Raw genomic sequence first — 21,971 nt, forward strand, 5'->3', positions numbered from 1 at the left:
ATCAAGTTTTGATAACTATAGGCTTTTTTTATTATATACATTTATTTAATAAAATTACCCCATGAAAAAGAAATTTAATCATCTACTCGTTAGACCCATTGCAAAATTTGTGCAAGTAGAAAGTTTTGGAGGAATCCTTTTATTCTCAGCTGCTGTAATCGCCTTAATTTGGGCCAATTCCCCCTTTTCGGAGTCTTATACAGCTGTATGGAATTATCACGTTGGAGTCGAATTTGGAGACTTCCATCTAAGCAAAAGTTTATTGCACTGGATAAACGATGGTTTAATGGTTATTTTCTTCTTTTTAATAGGATTAGAAATTAAACGTGAAATCCTCCTCGGTGAATTAAACAGTATGAAAAAGGCAGCCCTCCCCATATTTGCAGCCTTAGGTGGTGTATTTGTACCCATTGGTATATTTTTACTGTTAAACTCAAACCCTGAAACAACTTCTGGTTGGGGGATTCCAATGGCAACAGACATTGCGTTTTCGCTTGCTATAATTCAGCTATTAGGAAAACGTGTTCCTTTAGCTTTAAAAATATTTTTAACGGCATTCGCCATTGTAGACGATTTAGTAGCCGTATTAGCCATCGCCTTATTTTATAGTAATAATATAGATTGGGCTCTAATTTTATATTCTTTTATACCTCTAGGTATTTTAGCCTTTTTAGGTTGGAAAGGGTTTTATCATAAAATCATCTATTTTGTTTTAGCTATAGTAATTTGGTTCTTATTCTTAAAATCTGGTATACACCCAACTATTGCAGGTATTTTAATTGCTTTAACAATTCCTATTCAACAAAAACAAGAGTTAACCTCTAGCTTTAGTCAGTTAGAATCTATCATAACGCGTTTGTTTAGTAAACCAAATACAAGCAGTCCAATATTATCGCATTCACAGATCAATTTAATTGATGATATTCAGGCATGGACAAGCCGTGTACAATCGCCTTTACAACACCTAGAACATATTTTCCACGGTTGGGTTGCATATTTTATTATGCCAATATTTGCCTTAGCCAACGCAGGAATTATCTTTAACGCTACAGATCATTTAGACTTTTCGTTATCGTTTAATATTGCTACAGCGCTAGTTATAGGAAAATGTGTTGGAGTGGTTTCCTTTTCTTATTTAGCGGTGAAATTAGGTATTGCATCCTTCCCTAATAGAATTAAATTTATGCATATTCTAGGTACTGGATTTTTAGCTGGGGTTGGATTCACCATGTCCATTTTCGTATCTAATTTAGCATTCCACGACAGTTTATTATTCCAAGATGCTGCTAAAGTTGGTATTTTAGTTGGATCGACAACCGCTGGTTTAATTGGTTATTTCATTTTAAAATCGATTAAGCCTAAAATTGTAAGTTCAGATGAGGAGGAAGAATAATTAATCTTTCTACTTAAAACAGTATACAAAAAAAGCGATCCAAAATGGATCGCTTTTTCTATATATAATATCTGTTATCTATTTAAGCAGGTATTTGCTGACTTAAGCAATGTAACGTACCAAAACCCCAAATAAGGTCTATTGCACTTATCCCAATAACCTCTCGGTCTGGAAAACAATCTGCAATAATATTAAGTGCAACCCGGTCATTACTATCATTAAAGGTAGGTACTAAAACCGTTTTATTTAAAATTAGAAAATTAGCATAACTTGCTGGAATTTGAATACCATCGAAAAACAAAGGTTTAGGCATTGGTAGGGTTACAATATTAGGCGATTTACCTGTTTCCAATTTAGCATCCTGTAAACGCTTTAAATTGTCTTGTAAGGCCTTGTAATTAGAATCTTCCGGATTGTGTTCTACTACTGTAATTATGGTGTCTTCATTTACAAAACGACATAAATCATCAATATGCCCGTGGGTATCATCTCCCACAATCCCATCTCCTAGCCAAATTACGTTTGTAATCCCTAGATATTCTTTAAAAACCGCTTCGTAATCAGCTTTTGAAAAATTTTCATTTCTCACCTGAATTGAAGGGTGTAATAAGCATTCTTCAGAAGTTAATAGTGTTCCTTTACCATTAGTATCTATAGCACCGCCTTCTAATACAACAGGTTTCCCTTTATATTGAACTTGAATTAAATTGGCCTTTAAATAATCGGAAACAACTTTTGGTACGCCGCGATCTAATTTATGATTTGTGTATTTGGCCCACCCATTAAAATTAAAATTTAAGGCGACACGCTCCTCTCCTCTTTTAACAATAATCGGTCCCGAATCACGCATCCAACTTCGATTAGTTTTATGAATTATAATATTGATACTTTGAATGTTAACATGAGCCATATCAAGCATGGCATTAACTTTATTTTTTGAGATTCACTCTCAAGAACCAAGAAAACAGTTTCTACTTGGGCTACTTTTTTAATGAATTCAACAAAGGCCCATTGAATAGCCTGGTATTTTCCAGGCCAATCGTTTCCGTTATACGGAAAGCACAACAATACTCCTTCTTGATGTTCCCATTCTGCTGGAAATCGAATTTCTGATGATGCCATAATTAATCTATTGCACGCTTAGTAATATCGCCAAAAGCATCTATACGACGGTCTCTAAAAAACGGCCAATTCTGACGCACATTTTCTTGTAAATCTAAGTCCACTTCTGCAATCAAAATTTCCTCTTTATCGTGAGAAGCCTGAGCTAAAATTTCACCTTGAGGTCCAGCAATAAATGAAGATCCCCAAAACTGAATTCCTGCAGTATCTGGTAAATATTGTTCTAAGCCAACCCGGTTTGCTGCAGCCACAAAAACACCATTAGCCACAGCATGACCTTTCATTACATTCATCCAAGCACCGTGCTGATTTTCACCAAACTCTTCTTTTTCCTGAGGGTGCCAACCTATCGCTGTTGGATAAAACAACACTTCTGCCCCTTTAAGTGAGGTTAAACGGGCCGCTTCAGGATACCATTGATCCCAACAAATTAATGTGCCCACCTTTCCTTTCTTAGTTTGTATGGCTTGAAAACCTAAATCGCCCGGTGTAAAATAGAATTTTTCATAAAAATGCGGATCGTCTGGGATATGCATTTTACGATATAATCCAGCTTCGGTTCCATCTGTATCTATAATATAAGCACTATTATGATAAATACCTGCCATACGTTTTTCAAAGAAAGGCACAATAATTACCACGCCTAATTCTTTTGCTAAAGCACTAAAGGCTATAAACGATGTGCCGTATAAAGGTTCTGCAAGTGCAAAATTATCGACATCTTCACTCTGACAAAAATAATGACTACTATATAATTCAGGTAAAAGAATAACTTCGGCGCCTTTATTTGCGGCATCTCTTACCCAACTTAAACATTTTTTTAAATTGTTTTCGGCAACGTCGTTCAGGTTTAATTGAATAACGGCAATTTTATATTTTTTTGCTGACATGGCTATTAATTTATAATGTAAAAGTAAATATTTTATAAAAGTGAACAGATAAAGTTTTTATAAATAATCTAAGAATTTACTTTAACAGCACCCGAGGTATTAAAATATTTTTTTCGTAACCAAAAAGATACTCTTACTAATAAAATTAATGCAGGAACTTCTACTAATGGTCCTATAACCCCCGTAAAGGCTTGCCCCGAGTTTAATCCGAATACGGCAATAGCAACGGCAATCGCTAATTCAAAGTTATTACCTGCAGCTGTAAATGCAATGGCAGCTGTTTTGTCGTAAGTGGCTCCCACCGCTTTACTCATAAAGAATCCAATTAAGAACATTATGGTAAAATAAACCAATAACGGAACTGCAATAATTAGAACATCCATTGGAATTTCTACAATAAGCTCACCTTTTAAAGAGAACATAACAACTATAGTAAACAATAATGCGACAAGCGTCATTGGGGAAATGGCTGGAATAAATTTATTATTATACCAATCTTCTCCTTTTAATTTTACTAAAATATAGCGGCTTAAAAAGCCTAATACAAATGGAATCCCTAAATAAATAGCTACACTTTCTGCAATAGTGGCTATAGAAATATCTACAATAGCCCCTTCGAATCCAAAATATGGTGGTAACACAGTAATAAAAATCCAGGCGTAAAAACTATACCCAAAAACTTGAAAAATACTGTTTAAAGCCACTAAACCTGCACCATACTCATTACTTCCTTCGGCTAAGTCATTCCACACTAACACCATGGCAATACATCTAGCTAAACCAATTAATATTAACCCCACCATATATTCCGGATAGTCTTTTAAAAAGATAATTGCTAAAAAGAACATTAAAAACGGACCAATAATCCAATTTAAAATTAAGGATATAGATAAGACTTTTACATCTTTAAACACCTTTGGCAATAGTGCATAATTTACTTTTGCCAATGGCGGATACATCATTAAAATTAAACCAATGGCGATTGGAATATTTGTCGTGCCTTGATTAAAGGAATTTATAAGTTCTGGAAATTTTGGAAATGCATAACCTAGGCCTACCCCTATTAACATGGCTAGAAAAATCCATAAGGTCAAATAATTGTCTAAAAAGCTTAATTTTTTTGTTGTTGCCATGACTAGTTTATTTTTGAAAATACATAAGATAATTCTTGTGCAATTTGAAGACTGCGTTCATTGTATTTTTCTGCTTGAAGCGGAGTATTATCAAATGCTTTAGGGTCTTCAAACATAATAGGTAATCGTTTTTCTGCACCAGCTATAAATGGACAGCCTTGATCGGCGTTAGAACACGTCATAATTGCTGCAAACCCAGATTCTGGATTAAACGGATTGTCAAATCGTTTAGAAAAACCAATAACAGGATTTTCATTAGTATCGAATTTTACGGCATATACCGGATTCTCTTCCTGTGATAATTTTTCAATATCGAAACCTGTATTCGCTAAAGTTTCTGCAACCATAGGAAACATAGCCGTAGCTTCTGTCCCACCCGAATAACAAAACACATTATTTATATTGTAATAATGTGCAGCAGCTTGTGCCCATATTTGAGACAAATGACTACGTCTTGAATTGTGAGTACAAATAAAATTCAGTCTAATGGTAGCTTGATTAGAATGCTTATCTTGTATATAATCGATTAAAGGCTGTAAGGTTTGTTTACGTTCTTCAGTTAGCTCTGAAAAATTAAACGCTTCAATTTGATTGGAAATTTTTGAATTCATAAGATTAAAATTTTAGCAACAACCAGAGTTTGGATTGCAACTGTTTACGGGTTTAATTAGTTCTGAAAGTTTTACTTTTGGTTTTTCTTGAGGTATACCACAATTATCTTTTGCTAAACAATCGGTGAATTTAGACGTTAATACAAACGTATCATTTTCAATATCTAAAGCATATTTTTGTATTGTTTCACCTTGATATTCCACTTCGATTTCCGATTGAATATCAAGTCCTAATACATCTTCAGACAAAGAAATAATTTTTAGCAATTTTTCTGGGTGTAACCTATGGTCGTAATCGTCTGCTTCCCATAATTGAAAGTTAATAACGGACTCCGTTCTAACGGTTCCGCCACAATCAATAAAGTGTTTATCTATTTTACCTACTTCGGTAACATGAAAATGGTTTGGTACTAAAGTTCCATTTGGTAATTGAAACGCAATACGATTTAAGCGTTCTAAATGATTTTTAATTTGAGTTAGTGTCATAATACTGATTTAATTGTAATATTACGATGAATGAGTTTAAATTTTTTTAACAACAATCTGTTTTGCTACAAGAAATATCTTGAGTAAAAAACATATTCAATTTGTCTTGAATAGCGTTCCATTTTTCGGCATCAATACAATAACATACACTAGTGCCTTCTATGGTCCCTTTAATAATACCCGCATTTTTTAATTCTTTTAAATGCTGAGAAATTGTAGGTTGTGCTAATCCTATTTCTTCTACTAAATCGCCACAAACACAAGTAGTCGATTTAATTAAATATTCTAAAATACTGATACGCGCTGGATGCCCTAATACTTTAGCAATACGTGCTATTTCGTTTTGTCTATCCGAAAATATTTCAGTTTTAGTAATTCCCATATCTACTTTATTTATTCATTGCAATATTACGATTAAATAGATTAACTACAAAAAAAAGATGGTTTTTTAACCATCTCTTAATATTGTACAATATAAAATAAAACTACCAATCGATAGGAAAATAATCTTTTAAAAACTTTCCACACCAGTGTTTTCCCGTGTTTATCCCATCGAATAAAGGATCCATAACACGAGCAGCACCATCTACAATGTCCAATGGTGGTTGAAAATCATGCTCGTCAATTTTACGTTTAGATAATTCTGCAGGATCTTCATCGGTTACCCAGCCGGTATCTACAGCATTCATAAAAATACCATCTTTAGCCAAAGTTGCAGATGATGTATGCGTCATCATATTTAAGGCTGCCTTCGCCATATTAGTATGTGGGTGGCGATCTTCTTTATGGAAACGATGAAATTTACCCTCCATAGCAGATACATTAATAATATGTTTCTGTCCGGTATTTTCCTTTTGCATGATGGGCGTTAAACGGTTACATAATACAAATGGCGCCACTGCATTTACCAATTGAACTTCGACCATCTCAGTAGTTTCAATTTCGCCTAATTTTAAGCGCCAACTGTTAGTTTTTCGTAAATCGACTTGTTGCAAATCGACATCTAACTCCCCTTCGGGAAAGACTTCACTCGTTTGTAACGAATTATCGAAACTATATGGTATTTGCGATAATTTAGCCGAAGCTCTTAAGCCTATCCCTGGTTCTGGCCCATGCCATGTTACCGGCATATTTTGATTGCTTGATGCCGTTTTTGTTAATACTCGCAGTTCGTTTACACACGCGGTATGATCTTTTAAAACACCTTGTGCAAATTTTGGCAAAGCTTCAATAGGCAATTCTTCATTGGCCATTAAATGCTTATAAAACCCAGCCGGACGTCTTACTGTTTGAGCGGCATTATTTATTAAAATATCTAACCTGTCGTATTTTTGTTCAATATAATTACAGAAAATCTCTACACTTGGAATATGTCTTAAATCTAAACCATGAACGTGTAAACGGTGTCCCCATGTAGTAAAATCACTTTCTTTAGAAAAGCGTAAAGCAGAATCTGCTGGGAAACGTGTGGTTGCAACCACAGTGGCACCTGCCCGTAACAACATTAATGTAATATGGTACCCTATTTTTAAACGCGACCCTGTAACAACAGCTACTTGATTTTTTAAATCGGCAGTTTGAAAACGTTTAGCATAATTAAAATCGCCACATTCGGTACACATAGTATCGTAAAAATGATGCAATTTAGTATAGACCTTTTTACAGACATAACAATTTCTTGCCGATTCTAATTCTAGATTTAAATCCGCTTTTTGAGTTAAATCTATTAGTTTAGGTGCTACAAATATTGGATTTTCACGTGCCGAGCGAATTCCAGTTTCTTTTCTAGCATGCTTATCGCGCTCAATCATTTTACGTTTTGCCGCTTTTTTAGCGTCTTTACGTCTTCGACTAAACTCATCGCGATTCGGACGTGTAATTTGTCCGGCAGCTTTCATTAAAGCAATACGTTTTGCTTCTGGAAGTTCAAACAATTGATTGGTATCGTCTACCAATTGCTCTAACATAGCGATACATAAATCTATTTGATCTGGATTTAAAGCTTTGTTTTGTTCCTCTTTATTATTATTCATTTTACTACACCTTAAGCGCGCAAATATAGTTTTAATTTTAGTTGAAAAATGAAATAATTATCGTCTAAATTTCAATTTAAAAACATAAAAAATAGACTATCTCAAAATTTAAATTTTGTCAACCTAAATTTGATTTAGATTCTCATAATGATTAGTTATCAATTTGATGAGATTCTGAAATCAATTCAGAATGACGGGAATTTATATTTCTAAGATAGCCTATCTATTAAACAGCTCGTTTAAATTAGAATCTAAAATTTATTTTTAAGATTATGGATTAGTAGACCATATACTCGATTCCTTAATTATAACACGTCTATTTAATTTCAGTTGTGCGATAACTAATTCGGCAATATCTTCTGGTTGCATAACACTTTCTGGATTACCATCGGTTAAATTTAAATCTAAAGCTAAAGGTGTCGCAACTGTACTTGGTGTTAATGCGGTTACACGAATATTGTGTTTTCTTACTTCTTGCATTAAAGATTCTGTTAAACCTAAAACAGCAAATTTAGACGCACTATACGCACTAGTTAAGGCATTTCCTTTCAATCCTGCTGTAGAAGAAATATTAATAATATCGCCAGATGTATTAGTTATCATATCTAGTAGAAAGGCACGAGTAACATAATACATCCCCATAAGGTTCACTTTAATAATTTGCTCCCATTCCTTTGGTTCAAGCTCCATAAACGACCCGAACTTAGCAATCCCAGCATTATTAATTAAAATATCGATAGTTTTAAATTTAGATTTAATGTAATCCGCCGCTGCATTTACTTCGTCTAACGACGAAACATCGGCAGTTACCGTGATCGCTTCAACGCCTAACGTTTTAATTTCGGCAGCAACCGATTCGATATCTGCAGCTGTACGGGCCAATAAGCCTATATTTACACCTTCTTTAGCCAACGCTAATGCTAATGCTTTTCCTATACCCTTTCCTGCTCCAGTAATTACTGAGTATTGTCCTTTTAATGATCTCATAGTTTTCATTTTTTAATACTCAAATTTACTTATAATTAGCCTTTACCAAAAGAATTAAATGATTAGAGTTAAAAAAATAATAGATTGAATTCATCACTACCAATATGCCATTATACATTTGTTATAGACATCATTCAAAACGCATTTTATCGAGTTTTAAAGATTTTTATCTGATTTTTTACAAATTATTTTAAGGGTTATCCTACAACAAATCAAATAATTACACTTTAAATGTTAAAATAATGATATTTTAAAGCATCTAGAATTCGCTTTTAAGCGTAGATATAATAAACCAATTAAATATAATTATGAGAAAAATTTCAATCGGAGTAATCGCTTTAATGTTAATGGCATCTTGTGTGTCAAAAAAGAAATATGTTGCATTAGAGCATGAAAATGGAGAAATTAAAAGTCAGTTAACAAAAACAACAGTTGAAAAAGAAGAATTGGAAGCCAAGTTTAGTGAAATTCAAGCACGTGTTGACGCTTATAATTCTAAAATAAATTCGTTAACAGAAGAAAATGACTCCAAGTTAGTTGCTGTTGGTGACGTAGCTGTAATTTCAAACGATACTAAAAAGAGTATGCGTGAAACTTTAAAACATGTAGATCCAGCAAAATTAAGCGAAGCCAAAACATTAAAAGATTCTATGAATCTGGCTGTGAGTTACAACCTTCAGAAGTCTTTAGACTCGAGTTCTCTTAATGAAGATGAGGATATTGCCATCGATATTAATGAAACTGTTGTTATGATTTCTATTTCAGACAAAATGTTATTTAATACAGCTAGTTATAGAGTAAGTAGTAAAGCTAACGGTATTCTTCAAAAATTAGCAGACGTTATTAATTCTGAACCTAGTATAGAAGTTATGGTAGAAGGCCATACAGATTCTAGAAGTATTAGTACGGTTAACATAAAAGACAACTGGGATTTAAGTGTTTTAAGAGCAACTTCTGTGGTACGTAAATTACAAGATGATTATAATGTAGCTCCAGAGAAAATGATTGCAGCTGGACGTAGTAGCTATCACCCATTAGCTGAAAATGACTCTAACGAAAACAGAGCAAAAAACAGAAGAACACGTATAGTAATTCTTCCAAATATTAATAAATTCTTTGCATTAATGAGTTCTAATGAATAATAATTAATGCATTATCATAAATGAAAAGGACTGCCTTCGGGCGGTCCTTTTTTGTATTATAAAGTTTCAAAACTTACTTCTTATTCTCTTAGATAAATAATTTTAACAAACCTAGCTTTAGTATATTTGCAAAAAATTTAATCTTATGAATTCAGTTTTAAAAACGCTCCGTATTGTTGGCTTTCTAGAAGGTATTTCTTATATCTTATTATTATTTATAGCAGTCCCTATTAAATACACCATGGGAGACCCACAATATGTAAAATTATTAGGTATGCCTCATGGCTTATTATTTGTGGCTTATGTTGTTTTAGCTATACTAGTTGGTGTAGAATTAAAATGGAGTAAGAAAACCTTAGGATTTGTGTTATTAGCTTCTATTTTACCATTTGGAACTTTTATTGCCGACAAAAATATTTTAAACCTGCTTCTTAAATGGAACAAATTAATCATTTTTTTTACGATTATTTTATCAATTTCGGTTTTTCTAAAGGTCAAGCAACTTTTATTAATATGCTTTGTTTGCTGACTGTGCTGGTGGTTATAGTAATGATTGCCGATTTTATTACACGTCGTGTATTAGTACAGGCTTTTAATAGCATTTCAGAAAAAACAAAAACAAAATTTGACGATTATTTGGTAAAATATAAAACGCCTAAACTAATTGCGCATATTATTCCTTTGCTTATTACTTTAGAAAGTTTTCCAATAGTTTTTGTTGATTATCCAAATTTTGAAATCTTCGGAGAAAAGGCATTGAAAATTTATGCTGTTTTACTTATAATTTGGGTATTTAAAAGTGTATTTCATGCTTTAGAGACCTTATTAAAAACCATTCCACGTTTAAAGAACAAACCTATAGACAGCTATATTCAAGTTGTAATGATTGTTATTTGGATTATAGGTATTGCCTTTATTTTTGTGATTTTTACAGATGTTTCAATCGTTAAATTCTTTACTACATTAGGAGCTGCTTCTGCTATTTTGCTTTTACTTTTTAAGGATACCATAATGGGATTTGTTGCTAGTATTCAGGTGGCTGTAAATGATACCATTCGCATAGGCGATTGGATTACTATGGATAAATATAATGCCGATGGTACTGTTATTGAGATAAATCTTAATACCGTTCAGGTTCAAAATTTCGATAATACGATAACCTATATTCCTACCTACGCTCTAATGTCTGATGCCTTTACAAACTGGAGAGGTATGTCTAACTCTGGTGGAAGACGTATAAAACGTGCCTTACTTATAAAGCCAAGTAGTATAAAGTATTTAGATGCTGAAACGATTGCTGGCATGAAAAATATCGCTTTAATTAAGGATTATATTGATACCAGGCAAAACGATATTACTGATTATAACACCAAAAATAACATCGATAAGTCGCTTTTAATTAACGGAAGAAATTTAACCAACTTAGGACTTTTTAGAAAATATTTACAAACCTATGTTGAGAATCATTCTGCTATAAATAAGGAAATGACTATAATGATTCGTCAATTGGCTCCATCTTCTCAAGGTATCCCTTTAGAGATTTATGCCTTTAGTAAAGATCAACGTTGGGTAAACTACGAATATATTATGGCCGATATTTTTGACCATTCTATAGCTGCTGTTCCTTATTTTGAATTGGAACTTTTCGAGTTATCAAACTTTGATCCTAAATTGTCATAAAATTTTGTAAATAAAAAGTCGAGCATATTGCTCGACTTTTTTATTACTTTATGTTTCTTAGATTTTAATTTGCTTGAGCTTTCGCATCTTCAATCATATCTTCGTTTGCCGAAACTCCAATCTCCACACGTCTATTTTTAGAACGTCCATCTGAAGTAGAATTATCAAATCTTGGTCTAGTTTCTCCATATGCTGTCACATCAAAACGGTTCCCAGCAACACCTTTACTTTCTAAATAAGAAACCACAGATTGTGCTCTTTTTTTAGATAATGTCATGTTATAATCTGCATTACCTGTATCGTCTGTATGACCTTCAATTAGTAAATTAGTATCTGGAAACTCTAAAAATACTTCTGCAATAGCATCTAAATTCTTTTCAGCTGTATCAGTTAAATCAGCTTTATTGGTCGCAAAGGTTACACCACTTTTATCATCAAAAATAACTTGAATACCTTCTCCAACACGCTTTACTTCTGCTCCAGGTAAAACTTCCTCTATTTTATCGGCTTGTTTATCCATGCTGTTTCCAATAATTCCCCCAGCTGCACCACCTACAGCTGCACCAATAAGTGCCCCTGTAATATTACCTCCAATTAGTCCACCAATTAAAGCACCACCTGCAACACCAATTCCGGCGCCCTTTTGAGTGCTATTCGCGTTATTTATAGCATCACAACTTACAAAAGTTAGTGAAAACATTAACGCTATGGCTAATAATATACTTGTTGATTTTTTCATGTTATGTTTATTTAATTTTTATAATTTAATGTTATCAGATGTTTTATTAAATGTCATAATAACATCAAACTCATTGCCTTCGTATTCAGAAGGTACTTTAAGAATCATCATATTATCTGAAATCTCTTGAATGGTTCCGCTATATCCCGATTTTACATTCTTAGCCTTAACATCGTCACCTACATACTTAAATTGAAACTGTGTATAACCGTCTCCCGTTTCTAAAAAGGACCAGTGAATACTATTGGTATACGTGTCGCAAATTGAACTGTTGGCGCTAGTAGAAAATTTTCCAGATCCGTTATTAGGAATAAATATCCATTCTCCTCCTTTAAAACAAGACGAATCTGCTAAATCAAATAAAAAGGCTTTATATAGTCCTTTATCTCCAACAAATTTAATGTTAGTTACCTCCCAAGTCCCTTTTAGCATTTTTTTGCTTGGTTGTTTTGCTGTTGTCGACTTCGATCCTGAGCATGAAAGCACCAAGACAGCCAAAGTCATGTAAATAAATTTTTTCATATTATTTCGATGGTTAATTATTAATTTTCTTACTAAGTTAAGAATTATTGTTTATTCTTTTACATTAATGTAATAAAAAGATTACGTATTAAACTTGATTGCTTAAACGGTCTTTTACATATTCTATTTCTGTTTTTCCGTGCTTTTTTGGTTTTCCATTTTCGTCCAGGTTCACCATAATAATATTCTCTACACTAATTATAGTTTCTCTAGTCATTTTATTTCTAACCTCACATTTTAATGTTATTGAAGAGCCGCCAAAATTAACTACATCTATTCCTATCTCTACAATATCACCTTGTCTGGCAGAACTTAAAAAATTGATTTCGGACATATATTTAGTTACTACTCTACTGTTTTCTAATTGAATAATAGAATACAATGCAGCTTCCTCGTCTATCCAAGCTAGTAATCGACCACCAAATAATGTTCCGTTGGCATTTAAATCTTCGGGCTTAACCCATTTTCTTGTGTGAAATCTCATTCTCGTTTTTTTTTATAAAGATAAAATTTTAATTGTTCATAACAAGGTTAACAAGTAATAGCGGTAATAAATTTTTCGTTACAGATAATTAATAATTTTAAGGAAAATGTTTAAAATTATGACAACAAGACACAACAATCTTAAAGCTATTCGTCCTAAAAATCAATTTGGAACTTTTAGCGAAAACATGAGTAGTGACGAACGTTTTCAAAACGAAACATTACGCCCAATCATTAAACTACAAGAACAATTATTTATTGAAGTATTGAAAAACTACATTAATAAATATAAAAGTATGTTTTACGATTTAACAACTTCTAAAAAAATTATCTACATCGAAAACGCCATTCAAAAAGACATTAAATTTAGAAACTCTATTAAAGGTATGATTATTGGCCAATTTACTGTTGAAGAATACCTTTGCTATATAGAAAATTCTTCGGCATTAAATAAACGCATGATGAATATTGTTAAAGATCAACTTATTGATAACATACAATTATTTGACATACAGCTCAGTAAGGTGGTTTAACCAAAATCTTACTTTAAAAGATTATATGAGCGATTCACCATTAATATTGGTGGTTAACACGTCGCTCATATAATTAAAATAGGGTCTTATAATCTTAAAATCTGCATCTACTTGATTTAAAAAATCGGGAGATGTCACTTCGTTATCTGTATAATTCTTTGTGAAAATAAATTGCTTTTTTCTTATAAGATCGATATCGGGATGATTTTTATCGAAACCTTTCGGAGCTGTTTTTAACTCATCGCCCACTAAAGATCCCCAGGTAGATTTAAATGTAGTATCCTCCAAAATAGCTCTCATTTCTTGAGCATCTACTTCGAATTCTTTCCGGATTCTGAGTAAATCTTCTTTATTTGGTTCCCAAAATCCTGTTGCTATAAAAGACTGATTATTAGGTTGGATTTGTAAATAATACCCACCTCTTAATTTTGGCTTTACTCGACTAATAGATCCTCCAAAATGGGTTTTGTATGGCTGCTTATTTTTAGAAAACCTTACATCTCTATAAATTCTATAAATTTTAAACGCATCGACTTCATCATGTGTTTTCAATAACGAAAATAAGGTTTGATATGCGGCTTTAACTTCGGTTTCTACAGCTCTAAACTCCGATTTATGGTCTTTAAACCATTCTCTATCATTATTTTTTTCTAAAGCAATTAAAAAATCTAGTACGTTTTGAGAGATCATATTTTTATAATTAAGTGTGATAAAGATATAAAAAAGCCCCAGTTTCCCGAGGCTTAAGTATTAATTAAATAACATACACTTTATTCTACTAGTGTATAGGTTTTAGATACTATTTTATTTGAGTTTTTATCAAATTGTTGTACAACAAAGTTTCCGTTATCATCAAAATATCCAATTCCGGTTTCGCCTTTATCATTTACAACAAATTGAGATGAATCTCCTTCAGATTGCTCTACTTTCATGGTACTAGAATTTGTAGGGTCTGTAATTAAAAACCCTTCTTCATCCATAGTAAACGTACACGTTTTTCCATCTACACGGTAGTTAATTACCTTTTTATCAGTTGTAAACGGACTGTTATCTGTAATTTTTACGGTTTCTGTAACTTCAGAAGGTGTGTGAACTCGACTTTGATTTACTTTGTTTTTATCTTCATCGGCCAGTTTTACATCTTGTTCTACACGTGTGTTAACTTCAACTTTTTTCTCTGTAACTCCCTTACCATCATCTACTTTAGTGGTAACCGTTTTTGTCTCTTCTAAAACTTCCTTCGGTGTTGTTTGTGCAATTGCTCCGCTAAAACATAGCAAAGCCATTACAATATATATTGTTTTCATAATCTTAATTTTTATTGATTAAACTTGGTTTCTATTTTAATCGCTTATTTTAATGCGCCTCTAGCAAGAGAGACTACGAAAAGTATTAAACAAACGAAAAATAAAATTTTAGCAATTCCGGCTGATGCTCCTGCAATTCCACTGAATCCTAAAATACCAGCTATAACTGCTATTATAATAAATGTGATTGTCCAACGTAACATAATATTTGATTTTAAATGAATACTTGTGATCCTAGGATACACTTGTTTAGAAATTAATCTATTTATGTGTGGAGTTGGTTAAAACTTTTAATCTAGAATAACACTGTTTAAATGTTCTGATGTTTTTTTCGACCAAGAATCTAACATCCAACTCGATTTTTCTAATGCTCGAATATAACCTCCTATTAAATCGATGGTACCTTCATCTGAAGCGAGTTCAGCTTTATTAATAACAACACGCATTTGATTTAATAATAATTTATGGTCGGAGATAAGTTCTGCCACCATTTCTCTATCCGATTTTAATGGGGACACTTCTTCTAATGATGAAATTTCTAAATAATCTGAAAATTTACTCATAGGATGATAACGCAAAGTTAAAATACGCTCGGCAATTTCATCAATTTTAGATCTGGCATCAATATATAATTCTTCAAATTTATTATGTAAATCGAAGAAATTTTCTCCTAAAATATTCCAATGAAAATTTCTAAGTTTTTGGTAATAAATATGGTAATCTGCTAATAAGGTATTAAGTTCGACAACTACAGGGAGTAGTTTTTCGTCTTGCATATTTAGGTAATTCATAATTTTTGGTTTTTGGTTAAACGTATTATTAAGTTACAACCTCTAACCAAGACAAACCAACTAATTAACTGTATTTAACCGTTTTAAGTTTGTATTAACTAAAATTATGTTAATAAACATAGTTAATTCTTAAAAAAATTAACATGGATTTTAGGAATTCCCCTACTTCATCAAAGCCCTCTTCTAAGGGATTTATTACTATTAAATAACTAATCGAATTCTACAGCATGAAGTATTAAGCCCGATGCTGGCGCGATGTAGTCCATAACCTCGGTACTTTCTGGTTTTAAACTGTCTTGAATGTAATTTAAAGTAATTTCGTTTTTGCCCAATTTAATAAGCGCTCCCATCATTAATCGAATTTGGTTTCGCATAAATCCTTTGCCTCTTACTTTTAAAATATACGATTTTTCGGGAAAGAAATTTGCTGTAAACAACGTGTTTTCTATAATCTCGCAGGTGTCTATTTCTCTATTAAAAACACCTGTTTCCGAAGGTTTATAGCAATAGGTTTTAAAATTATGAGCACCTTCAAATAGCTTTGCTCCTAATTTCATCTTTTCAATATCTAAAGGATCTAAAACAGTGGTCATTAGTGGAGCGCAAAACGGATGACATTTCTCGCCAAAAGCAAACACGTACACATACTCTTTTATTTTTGATGTGTTAATAATATTGAAATCTTTATCTACTTCTGTAATCGACAAAGCTCTAAGATCTTGAGGCAGATTATAATTAAATAACTCTAAAAAAGCAGTTTCGTCTTCAATTTTTTCTTCTAGAAATAATTCAAATGCACCTTGTTCCGCAGACACTTTAGCATCGGTTCGTCCAGAACCCAATGTTTTAAAAGGCTTTCCATCCATGATAAATCGCATGGTTTTATCTATCATTAAATGTACGGTTTTAAGTTTTGGTTGCTTTTGCCAACCATGAAAACGATAACCTAAATATTGAATGGTGATAAGATAAAAATAACGTTTTTTCAACTGAATAAGTTTTTAATAAGAGACGGCAAGTAACTTATTTTAGTAGACTTCTCAAAAATTTTACTACTTTTAATCGAAATAAAATTTTACGCCTTTTTAATTATGAATAACGCAATTAAACCTCCCGTTTGGTATTGGTTAGTAACTGGATTTTCGCTTTTATGGAATGGTATGGGAGTTAATGCCTATTTTCATCAAATAAATAATACCGAAGCTTTTAGGTCGCAATATACCGAGGCACAATTACAAGATTTCTTAGAAACGCCAACTTGGGTTATGCGAGCATATGCAGTGGCTGTTTTATTCGGGTTTCTTGCTAGTATTTTATTAATGGTAAGAAAACGGTTAGCCTACCCCATGGCTTTAACATCTTTAATTGCCGTTATAGCACAAATGAGCTATTTGTTTTTTGATGTAAAACCACCAAATTTATTTATGCCAATTTGTATCGTTATCTTTTCTGTGTTTTTACTTTGGTTTACAAAATTCTCTAAAAAGAAAGCATGGATTGTTTAATATCTATGCCTTCTTTTAATAAAAAATTAGGAATTACTCACCTTAAGAACTTCGTTTAAAACTTGTTTAAAAACATTTACTGGTTGTGCGCCTGTAACCGCACTTTTTCTATTAAAAACGATAGTTGGCACAGAGTTTACTCCCATGTTTTTCCAGTATTGTTCTTTTTCTCGAATGTTTTTTTGTGCTTCCTCGTTATCTAAAAGCGCTAAACCTTCTTCAGCATTCAAACCCACATCTTGTAATGCTTGCTTTAAAACCTCGCGATCTGAAACGTCTTTACGATCACTAAAAAAAGCTTTGGTTAATTGCATTTTTAACGCTGTTTGTTTCCCCGAGTCCTTGGCATATTCTAATAGAATATGAGCTTGAAATGTATTTACCATTCGCATGTCATCAAAATAATCAAATGTAAAACCTAATTCCGCGCCAGCTTCCGTCATGATTTGTTGAGAATGCTTTTGTTGTTCTAAGGTAGAGCCGTATTTTTCTTCTATATGATCGTGTACGTTTTGACCCTCCTTAGGCATGTTAGGATTCAACTCGAAAGGTTGCCAGGTAATATCTACTTCATTTTCAATTCCTAATTCTGAAATTGCTTTCTCCAATCGCTTATATCCTATAGTACACCAAGGGCAAACTACATCAGACACTATATCTATTTTCAATTTATCTTTCATAATATTAATTTTTATTAGTTTTTTTTTGGAATCCAAGAGTAACAATTAAATTCCTTCTTTACTCTCGTTAAGCGCTTTGTCTAAAGCAGCATAATTGAAATCAATACAAAACTAACCAATCAGTTAGAAACAGAAAAACTATTAACTTTATTTTCAGAATATGTCATGCCTAAAAAACATCTACACATAGTTTATAGCGTTGCTAATCGGCTATTAAATAAATAGCCAGAGTACATGTTTTTATAATATACTTTTTGCTCGATAGATTCTATAACTTTCGAAGCAAAATCGACTTCATACATATCGGCCATTAAATTTAATCCACCAGGACTAAACACATTAATTTCCATAAGCTTATCGCCTACAATGTCAATGCCAACCAAAAACATACCATCTTGAACCAATTTTGGTCTTACAATATTTGCCAATTCCATAATTTGGTCAGTCATTTTAACTTTCATGGCCTTCCCTCCTGCATGAATATTGCTACGAATATCTCCTGAACCATTAACACGCTGCATTAAGGCATATTCATCGCCCACTTTTAACGGTTCTCCATTCATTAAAAACAATCGGGTATCGCCCTTTGTTGCCTCTTTTAAATATTCTTGAGCGATAACATATCCATCTCTACAAATGGCTTCTATAGTTTGTTTTAAGTTATGAGCATTAGCTTTGTCCATTAAAAACACATTGGTGCCTCCAGAACCTTGGAGTGGTTTTAAAATCATTTTTTGCTTTTGTTCCTGAAAAAATTCTTCAATTTCTTTATGGTCGCGCGTAATAATGGTTTTAGGTCTTAACACTTCTGGAAAATGCTGAAAATACATCTTGTTTACTGCTAAGGCTAAACTTTTTGGGTGATTTAAGACGATAACGCCATTTCGCATAGCTATTTCACCAAAAATAAATGCTGCATTTTGTGCCCAATCGCGTTCATTAATTTCATCGGCAGGATTATTTCTAAGGAAAAGCACATCTAAGTCTTCAGAAGATACACTAATAAATTCTTCTTTTTGAAGCGCCTTAAAATAGGTTTCTTCACTTTTAAATACTTTATCCTTAATGGTTTTACAACGTACAGATAAATGGCCTGTCGATGCATAAGATAATTCTCCTACACCAATAAAATAGACATCATGGCCTTTTTTATAGGCCGCAAAACCTAAGGTTGGTGTGGTGTAATTGTGCTTTTCTGTACTGTGATCGTTTATTATAAATGCTATTTTCATGATATCTTAATTTACAAGTTCTTTAATTTCTATACCTTCATATAAATGGTTTAAACGCTTTATTACAGACTCTCTTTGGTAAAATCGAGGAATTTCTGCTGGATTTAAAACATTTCTATAAAGTAATTCTTCAATAATATGTGTGTGGGTAATATTAAATTTCCCTGTATATAAATAATCGATTTTACCACCTTGTTTTAGGTAATTCATTAAATCCATGATTCCTGCAAGGTAAATAGCATCTTTTGTTAGTCCGCCGCCTCGATACACGCGCATGGTAATGGTATAAGCTGAATAGGCCGAAAAACTATATTTAATTCTGAGGATATTAAAAGTGGTGATAAAATTCGCGCCTTTTAACATCGACTCCACAGCCATAACCCGTCCAGCTAATAACCGCAATCGATTTACCGTTAAACCGCCAACCAAATATTCTGCAATTACGGCTAGCCCTTCTTGAAGTTGATCGTAACCTTCAAAACCTTCATACATTTGCTTAATGGGTTGATTTTTTCCATTACAATACGTCAGAATATGCGTGCCAATTTCATGATGAATTAAAGCATCTACCCGTTTTTCATCGACAAGTAACTGATCGTTAATTAGCAATTTAGATTTAGAAACCATAATACCTGCAACATCGTTTCTAATTTCGAGCCCAATATCTGCATTCGGAAAAATGCCATTGTAATAATCTAATTCGGTTTGGGCTACATCTGCAAATTCGTAGCAATCCAATCGTTTTGCATGATTTACAATTTCTGGTTCCGGAAAGGTTTCTAAAATATGTTTTGCTTCTTTTAAAACTGGAGAAGCAATTCCGCCATATAAACTTTCGCCTACATATCTAAAATTTTTAGAACCACGTTCTTCCAACATGATGAGTTGTTTTTCTATTTCTAATCGTTTCCCTCTAAAAATAAAAGCTAAGGTGGGGTCTTCAATTTTATCTATAGGAATATTATATAATTTACGTTTTTCAACTTCGGGATCTAAGGCAATTAAACGGTATTTAAACGCGGGTTCCTTTTCAAAATCTTGCTCCTTAAAACGATCCCATTCTTCATTACTATTTACAGGAGTTACTCTTAACAGAAAGGCCATACGTTCGCTAATATCGGCTAATTCCTTATCGGTTTGCAAGGTGATTTCATCGATATGAGTTTTACCTAACATCAAATAATTTTTAAAATCATCGGAAGTTTGCACACGAATAAATTCGTAAACTGAACGTTTAATCGTTTCAGAAAACACAGCATAGAACTCTCTGAAAAATAAAGAGTATAACTCATTTGACTTCGAGTTTTTGTATAAGGTTGGAATTTCTAATCCAATAATTAAAGTACCCGATTTTTTAGAAGCATTAGAATCTAATAAGGGCTGTAAATGGTCTGGATGTCGATCTAAGGTATCTATAACCTCTGTGGTTAAATTTGGATGTGTAGCTTTCAACTTATTAAACCCTGTATACAATGCTTTAACCGCACCGGGAGCTTTATCTTCCGGACAAAATACATTGAATTGGTTAGACTGATCTTCCACATTTGGCCACATTTCTAACACCAAAAACATTTCGAATTTTTGAGATATTAAAAGATTTATAGCATCTAATAAATGTGAAACATTAATAGTTTCATCGACTATTAAATACGACGCTTGAGTTTTTATCAATCGCGAAAAGTACACATCTATTTCTTTATATCTGTACACGCATATAAACGGCATTAATTTATCGATATGCAATAAGCCCTTATTAGGTAGATGTTCGTTTACAGGTTGATTTTTAGATAAACTAGCACAAATGCTTTCTATAATATCTGAGTCTAATGCTACCATAATTATTTAGAATAGGTATTATAAAATTGAGAAGCATGTTGCTTAATTTTCAACCCTAATTGCTCTCTTACGTTGGTCACTATTTCAGGATAGATAATTTCTTTAATTTCATCGCAATACACCTTTCCAATTTCGGTTGCTAACACTAAGGTGTTTTTAAAATTCGCTGTAATGTATTTTAAGAAGTAACCATTACCTTGAAAGGTATCGTTAATTCCAGCAGTAGATGGAATATGTTTAGACAGTTTAATTTCTGTAAGCATATGTCTCCACCCGTTAATCACCTTCTTAAAACGGGATTCGTCTACATTTGATGTGCCTAAATTCCATGTTGGTATGTCTCTATCCCAACGTTTTATATTGAAACTATGCAAATCGTAAACAATGGCATGACCGTAGATACTTTCTATAGTCGCTACCAAATGATGGAGTACTTTATAAAAGTTTTTGTGTTTGTTTAATGCACGATCGCGTAAAGACTTTAACAGAGGTTTTTTCCAAAGCGGCTTTCCCCAAGCATCTTTATAAATGGCTTCTTCTGGCGACCTATTTAAGTCGTACTCGAATCTTGAATCTAATCCGGAAATTACTATAGGACAATTGGAAACCATATGTTTGGTTTCCGGGTCTTCTTCATACCAACGTTCGTATTCAGAATGGGTACAGTATTCCCATAAATCGCGTTTAAAATGATGACCATCATGAATTGCTCCACAAATAAAAGGTACATATTTTTCAACTTTAATGGTAAATGAATAATCTGAAGCGACAGCATGAAAATGCTCTCTAGCTTCAATTTTTTTTACGATATTTTTAATAGTCAACTTTTCCATAGTCATATAAAACTATGAAATTGAATCTTAAAA

Annotated in this window: 25 protein-coding genes and 1 pseudogene; 6 read left to right on the plus strand and 20 right to left on the minus strand. The window is 32.7% G+C overall.

Annotated elements, in window-relative coordinates; genetic code table 11:
* Positions 1–61 precede the first annotated feature (61 nt).
* The gene (gene nhaA / locus A9D35_RS02090) at positions 62–1,393 is read left to right on the plus strand and encodes a Na+/H+ antiporter NhaA (RefSeq protein ID WP_066218350.1); all 1,332 of its coding nucleotides are present in this window, start codon (positions 62–64) and stop codon (positions 1,391–1,393) included.
* Between the two features lie 82 nt (positions 1,394–1,475).
* Here nhaA and A9D35_RS02095 read toward each other — a convergent pair.
* The 8 genes and pseudogenes from A9D35_RS02095 to A9D35_RS02130 form a co-directional block, all read right to left on the minus strand.
* A pseudogene (locus A9D35_RS02095) lies at positions 1,476–2,515 on the minus strand (agmatine deiminase family protein).
* A 2-nt stretch (positions 2,516–2,517) separates the two neighbouring features.
* Positions 2,518–3,405, minus strand: a complete 888-nt coding sequence (locus tag A9D35_RS02100; protein ID WP_066218353.1) for a carbon-nitrogen hydrolase — start codon at positions 3,403–3,405, stop codon at positions 2,518–2,520.
* Positions 3,406–3,473: 68 nt separating this feature from the next.
* Complete coding sequence (arsB, locus tag A9D35_RS02105) at positions 3,474–4,538, minus strand: ACR3 family arsenite efflux transporter (protein ID WP_066218355.1); 1,065 nt, start codon at positions 4,536–4,538, stop codon at positions 3,474–3,476.
* A gap of 2 nt (positions 4,539–4,540) precedes the next feature.
* Positions 4,541–5,149, minus strand: coding sequence for an arsenate-mycothiol transferase ArsC (locus A9D35_RS02110; protein WP_066218358.1), 609 nt, complete (start codon positions 5,147–5,149; stop codon positions 4,541–4,543).
* A gap of 12 nt (positions 5,150–5,161) precedes the next feature.
* Entirely contained in the window at positions 5,162–5,635 is a 474-nt protein-coding gene (locus A9D35_RS02115) for a DUF6428 family protein (RefSeq protein ID WP_066218360.1), read from the minus strand.
* Between the two features lie 46 nt (positions 5,636–5,681).
* Complete coding sequence (locus tag A9D35_RS02120; RefSeq protein ID WP_066218362.1) at positions 5,682–6,017, minus strand: ArsR/SmtB family transcription factor; 336 nt, start codon at positions 6,015–6,017, stop codon at positions 5,682–5,684.
* A 103-nt stretch (positions 6,018–6,120) separates the two neighbouring features.
* Complete coding sequence (locus A9D35_RS02125) at positions 6,121–7,668, minus strand: SDR family NAD(P)-dependent oxidoreductase (RefSeq protein ID WP_066218365.1); 1,548 nt, start codon at positions 7,666–7,668, stop codon at positions 6,121–6,123.
* A 270-nt stretch (positions 7,669–7,938) separates the two neighbouring features.
* A complete protein-coding gene (locus A9D35_RS02130) occupies positions 7,939–8,655 on the minus strand; it encodes a 3-ketoacyl-ACP reductase (RefSeq protein WP_066218368.1) in 717 nt (238 codons plus the stop codon).
* A 308-nt stretch (positions 8,656–8,963) separates the two neighbouring features.
* On the opposite strand from A9D35_RS02130, the gene A9D35_RS02135 reads away from it, so the two are divergent.
* The 3 genes from A9D35_RS02135 (at position 8,964) to A9D35_RS02145 (ending at position 11,477) form a co-directional block, all read left to right on the plus strand.
* The gene (locus tag A9D35_RS02135) at positions 8,964–9,797 is read left to right on the plus strand and encodes an OmpA/MotB family protein (protein WP_066218371.1); all 834 of its coding nucleotides are present in this window, start codon (positions 8,964–8,966) and stop codon (positions 9,795–9,797) included.
* Between the two features lie 145 nt (positions 9,798–9,942).
* Entirely contained in the window at positions 9,943–10,326 is a 384-nt protein-coding gene (locus tag A9D35_RS02140) for a DUF3817 domain-containing protein (protein ID WP_083191586.1), read from the plus strand.
* Positions 10,233–11,477: a mechanosensitive ion channel family protein gene (locus A9D35_RS02145; RefSeq protein ID WP_066218374.1), complete on the plus strand. Its 1,245-nt coding sequence runs from the start codon at positions 10,233–10,235 to the stop codon at positions 11,475–11,477. The genes A9D35_RS02140 and A9D35_RS02145 overlap by 94 nt, the downstream gene beginning before the upstream one ends.
* Before the next feature lie 64 nt (positions 11,478–11,541).
* Here A9D35_RS02145 and A9D35_RS02150 read toward each other — a convergent pair whose 3' ends face one another.
* From A9D35_RS02150 to A9D35_RS02160, 3 genes are all read right to left on the minus strand, one after another.
* Complete coding sequence (locus A9D35_RS02150; protein WP_066218377.1) at positions 11,542–12,216, minus strand: YiaD family glycine zipper/OmpA-like lipoprotein; 675 nt, start codon at positions 12,214–12,216, stop codon at positions 11,542–11,544.
* 18 nt (positions 12,217–12,234) lie between these two features.
* Positions 12,235–12,738: a lipocalin family protein gene (locus tag A9D35_RS02155; protein WP_066218380.1), complete on the minus strand. Its 504-nt coding sequence runs from the start codon at positions 12,736–12,738 to the stop codon at positions 12,235–12,237.
* A gap of 88 nt (positions 12,739–12,826) precedes the next feature.
* Positions 12,827–13,222, minus strand: coding sequence for an acyl-CoA thioesterase (locus A9D35_RS02160; RefSeq protein ID WP_066218383.1), 396 nt, complete (start codon positions 13,220–13,222; stop codon positions 12,827–12,829).
* A gap of 118 nt (positions 13,223–13,340) precedes the next feature.
* On the opposite strand from A9D35_RS02160, the gene A9D35_RS02165 reads away from it, so the two are divergent.
* The gene (locus A9D35_RS02165) at positions 13,341–13,754 is read left to right on the plus strand and encodes a glyoxalase (protein WP_066218386.1); all 414 of its coding nucleotides are present in this window, start codon (positions 13,341–13,343) and stop codon (positions 13,752–13,754) included.
* Between the two features lie 21 nt (positions 13,755–13,775).
* On the opposite strand, the gene A9D35_RS02170 is transcribed toward A9D35_RS02165, so the two are convergent.
* The 5 genes from A9D35_RS02170 to A9D35_RS02190 all read right to left on the minus strand — a co-directional run bounded on the left by A9D35_RS02170 (position 13,776) and on the right by A9D35_RS02190 (position 16,841).
* Positions 13,776–14,444 (minus strand): DUF2461 domain-containing protein, encoded by a 669-nt coding sequence (locus A9D35_RS02170; protein ID WP_066218389.1) that lies wholly within the window; start codon positions 14,442–14,444, stop codon positions 13,776–13,778.
* Between the two features lie 80 nt (positions 14,445–14,524).
* Positions 14,525–15,061, minus strand: a complete 537-nt coding sequence (locus A9D35_RS02175; protein WP_066218392.1) for a hypothetical protein — start codon at positions 15,059–15,061, stop codon at positions 14,525–14,527.
* A gap of 44 nt (positions 15,062–15,105) precedes the next feature.
* Complete coding sequence (locus tag A9D35_RS18270; RefSeq protein WP_083191587.1) at positions 15,106–15,264, minus strand: DUF1328 domain-containing protein; 159 nt, start codon at positions 15,262–15,264, stop codon at positions 15,106–15,108.
* 87 nt (positions 15,265–15,351) lie between these two features.
* Complete coding sequence (locus tag A9D35_RS02185) at positions 15,352–15,852, minus strand: Dps family protein (protein ID WP_066218397.1); 501 nt, start codon at positions 15,850–15,852, stop codon at positions 15,352–15,354.
* A 209-nt stretch (positions 15,853–16,061) separates the two neighbouring features.
* On the minus strand, positions 16,062–16,841 hold the full coding sequence (locus A9D35_RS02190; protein WP_066218401.1) for a tRNA pseudouridine synthase A: 780 nt from the start codon (positions 16,839–16,841) through the stop codon (positions 16,062–16,064).
* A gap of 102 nt (positions 16,842–16,943) precedes the next feature.
* On the opposite strand from A9D35_RS02190, the gene A9D35_RS02195 reads away from it, so the two are divergent.
* Entirely contained in the window at positions 16,944–17,357 is a 414-nt protein-coding gene (locus A9D35_RS02195) for a hypothetical protein (RefSeq protein WP_066218403.1), read from the plus strand.
* 26 nt (positions 17,358–17,383) lie between these two features.
* On the opposite strand, the gene A9D35_RS02200 is transcribed toward A9D35_RS02195, so the two are convergent.
* The 4 genes from A9D35_RS02200 to A9D35_RS02215 all read right to left on the minus strand — a co-directional run bounded on the left by A9D35_RS02200 (position 17,384) and on the right by A9D35_RS02215 (position 21,938).
* Positions 17,384–18,037, minus strand: coding sequence for a DsbA family oxidoreductase (locus A9D35_RS02200; RefSeq protein WP_066218405.1), 654 nt, complete (start codon positions 18,035–18,037; stop codon positions 17,384–17,386).
* A gap of 191 nt (positions 18,038–18,228) precedes the next feature.
* Positions 18,229–19,269: a glutathione synthetase gene (locus A9D35_RS02205; protein WP_066218408.1), complete on the minus strand. Its 1,041-nt coding sequence runs from the start codon at positions 19,267–19,269 to the stop codon at positions 18,229–18,231.
* 6 nt (positions 19,270–19,275) lie between these two features.
* The gene (locus tag A9D35_RS02210; RefSeq protein WP_066218411.1) at positions 19,276–21,105 is read right to left on the minus strand and encodes a peptidase MATCAP family protein; all 1,830 of its coding nucleotides are present in this window, start codon (positions 21,103–21,105) and stop codon (positions 19,276–19,278) included.
* Positions 21,106–21,107: 2 nt separating this feature from the next.
* Positions 21,108–21,938, minus strand: coding sequence for an N-formylglutamate amidohydrolase (locus A9D35_RS02215; RefSeq protein ID WP_066218414.1), 831 nt, complete (start codon positions 21,936–21,938; stop codon positions 21,108–21,110).
* Positions 21,939–21,971: the final 33 nt, after the last annotated feature.

The sequence above is a fragment of the Formosa haliotis genome (assembly GCF_001685485.1).
GTDB classification, from domain to species: Bacteria; Bacteroidota; Bacteroidia; order Flavobacteriales; family Flavobacteriaceae; genus Formosa; species Formosa haliotis.

Excerpts from the sequence above, each read along its gene's own strand:
- nhaA (WP_066218350.1), top strand. The coding sequence starts at position 62 with ATGAAAAAGAAATTTAATCATCTACTCGTTAGACCCATTGCAAAATTT.
- A9D35_RS02100 (WP_066218353.1), bottom strand. The coding sequence starts at position 3,405 with ATGTCAGCAAAAAAATATAAAATTGCCGTTATTCAATTAAACCTGAAC.
- arsB (WP_066218355.1), bottom strand. The coding sequence starts at position 4,538 with ATGGCAACAACAAAAAAATTAAGCTTTTTAGACAATTATTTGACCTTA.
- A9D35_RS02110 (WP_066218358.1), bottom strand. The coding sequence starts at position 5,149 with ATGAATTCAAAAATTTCCAATCAAATTGAAGCGTTTAATTTTTCAGAG.
- A9D35_RS02115 (WP_066218360.1), bottom strand. The coding sequence starts at position 5,635 with ATGACACTAACTCAAATTAAAAATCATTTAGAACGCTTAAATCGTATT.
- A9D35_RS02120 (WP_066218362.1), bottom strand. The coding sequence starts at position 6,017 with ATGGGAATTACTAAAACTGAAATATTTTCGGATAGACAAAACGAAATA.
- A9D35_RS02125 (WP_066218365.1), bottom strand. The coding sequence starts at position 7,668 with ATGAATAATAATAAAGAGGAACAAAACAAAGCTTTAAATCCAGATCAA.
- A9D35_RS02130 (WP_066218368.1), bottom strand. The coding sequence starts at position 8,655 with ATGAGATCATTAAAAGGACAATACTCAGTAATTACTGGAGCAGGAAAG.
- A9D35_RS02135 (WP_066218371.1), top strand. The coding sequence starts at position 8,964 with ATGAGAAAAATTTCAATCGGAGTAATCGCTTTAATGTTAATGGCATCT.
- A9D35_RS02140 (WP_083191586.1), top strand. The coding sequence starts at position 9,943 with ATGAATTCAGTTTTAAAAACGCTCCGTATTGTTGGCTTTCTAGAAGGT.
- A9D35_RS02145 (WP_066218374.1), top strand. The coding sequence starts at position 10,233 with ATGGAACAAATTAATCATTTTTTTTACGATTATTTTATCAATTTCGGT.
- A9D35_RS02150 (WP_066218377.1), bottom strand. The coding sequence starts at position 12,216 with ATGAAAAAATCAACAAGTATATTATTAGCCATAGCGTTAATGTTTTCA.
- A9D35_RS02155 (WP_066218380.1), bottom strand. The coding sequence starts at position 12,738 with ATGAAAAAATTTATTTACATGACTTTGGCTGTCTTGGTGCTTTCATGC.
- A9D35_RS02160 (WP_066218383.1), bottom strand. The coding sequence starts at position 13,222 with ATGAGATTTCACACAAGAAAATGGGTTAAGCCCGAAGATTTAAATGCC.
- A9D35_RS02165 (WP_066218386.1), top strand. The coding sequence starts at position 13,341 with ATGACAACAAGACACAACAATCTTAAAGCTATTCGTCCTAAAAATCAA.
- A9D35_RS02170 (WP_066218389.1), bottom strand. The coding sequence starts at position 14,444 with ATGATCTCTCAAAACGTACTAGATTTTTTAATTGCTTTAGAAAAAAAT.
- A9D35_RS02175 (WP_066218392.1), bottom strand. The coding sequence starts at position 15,061 with ATGAAAACAATATATATTGTAATGGCTTTGCTATGTTTTAGCGGAGCA.
- A9D35_RS18270 (WP_083191587.1), bottom strand. The coding sequence starts at position 15,264 with ATGTTACGTTGGACAATCACATTTATTATAATAGCAGTTATAGCTGGT.
- A9D35_RS02185 (WP_066218397.1), bottom strand. The coding sequence starts at position 15,852 with ATGAATTACCTAAATATGCAAGACGAAAAACTACTCCCTGTAGTTGTC.
- A9D35_RS02195 (WP_066218403.1), top strand. The coding sequence starts at position 16,944 with ATGAATAACGCAATTAAACCTCCCGTTTGGTATTGGTTAGTAACTGGA.
- A9D35_RS02200 (WP_066218405.1), bottom strand. The coding sequence starts at position 18,037 with ATGAAAGATAAATTGAAAATAGATATAGTGTCTGATGTAGTTTGCCCT.
- A9D35_RS02205 (WP_066218408.1), bottom strand. The coding sequence starts at position 19,269 with ATGAAAATAGCATTTATAATAAACGATCACAGTACAGAAAAGCACAAT.
- A9D35_RS02210 (WP_066218411.1), bottom strand. The coding sequence starts at position 21,105 with ATGGTAGCATTAGACTCAGATATTATAGAAAGCATTTGTGCTAGTTTA.
- A9D35_RS02215 (WP_066218414.1), bottom strand. The coding sequence starts at position 21,938 with ATGGAAAAGTTGACTATTAAAAATATCGTAAAAAAAATTGAAGCTAGA.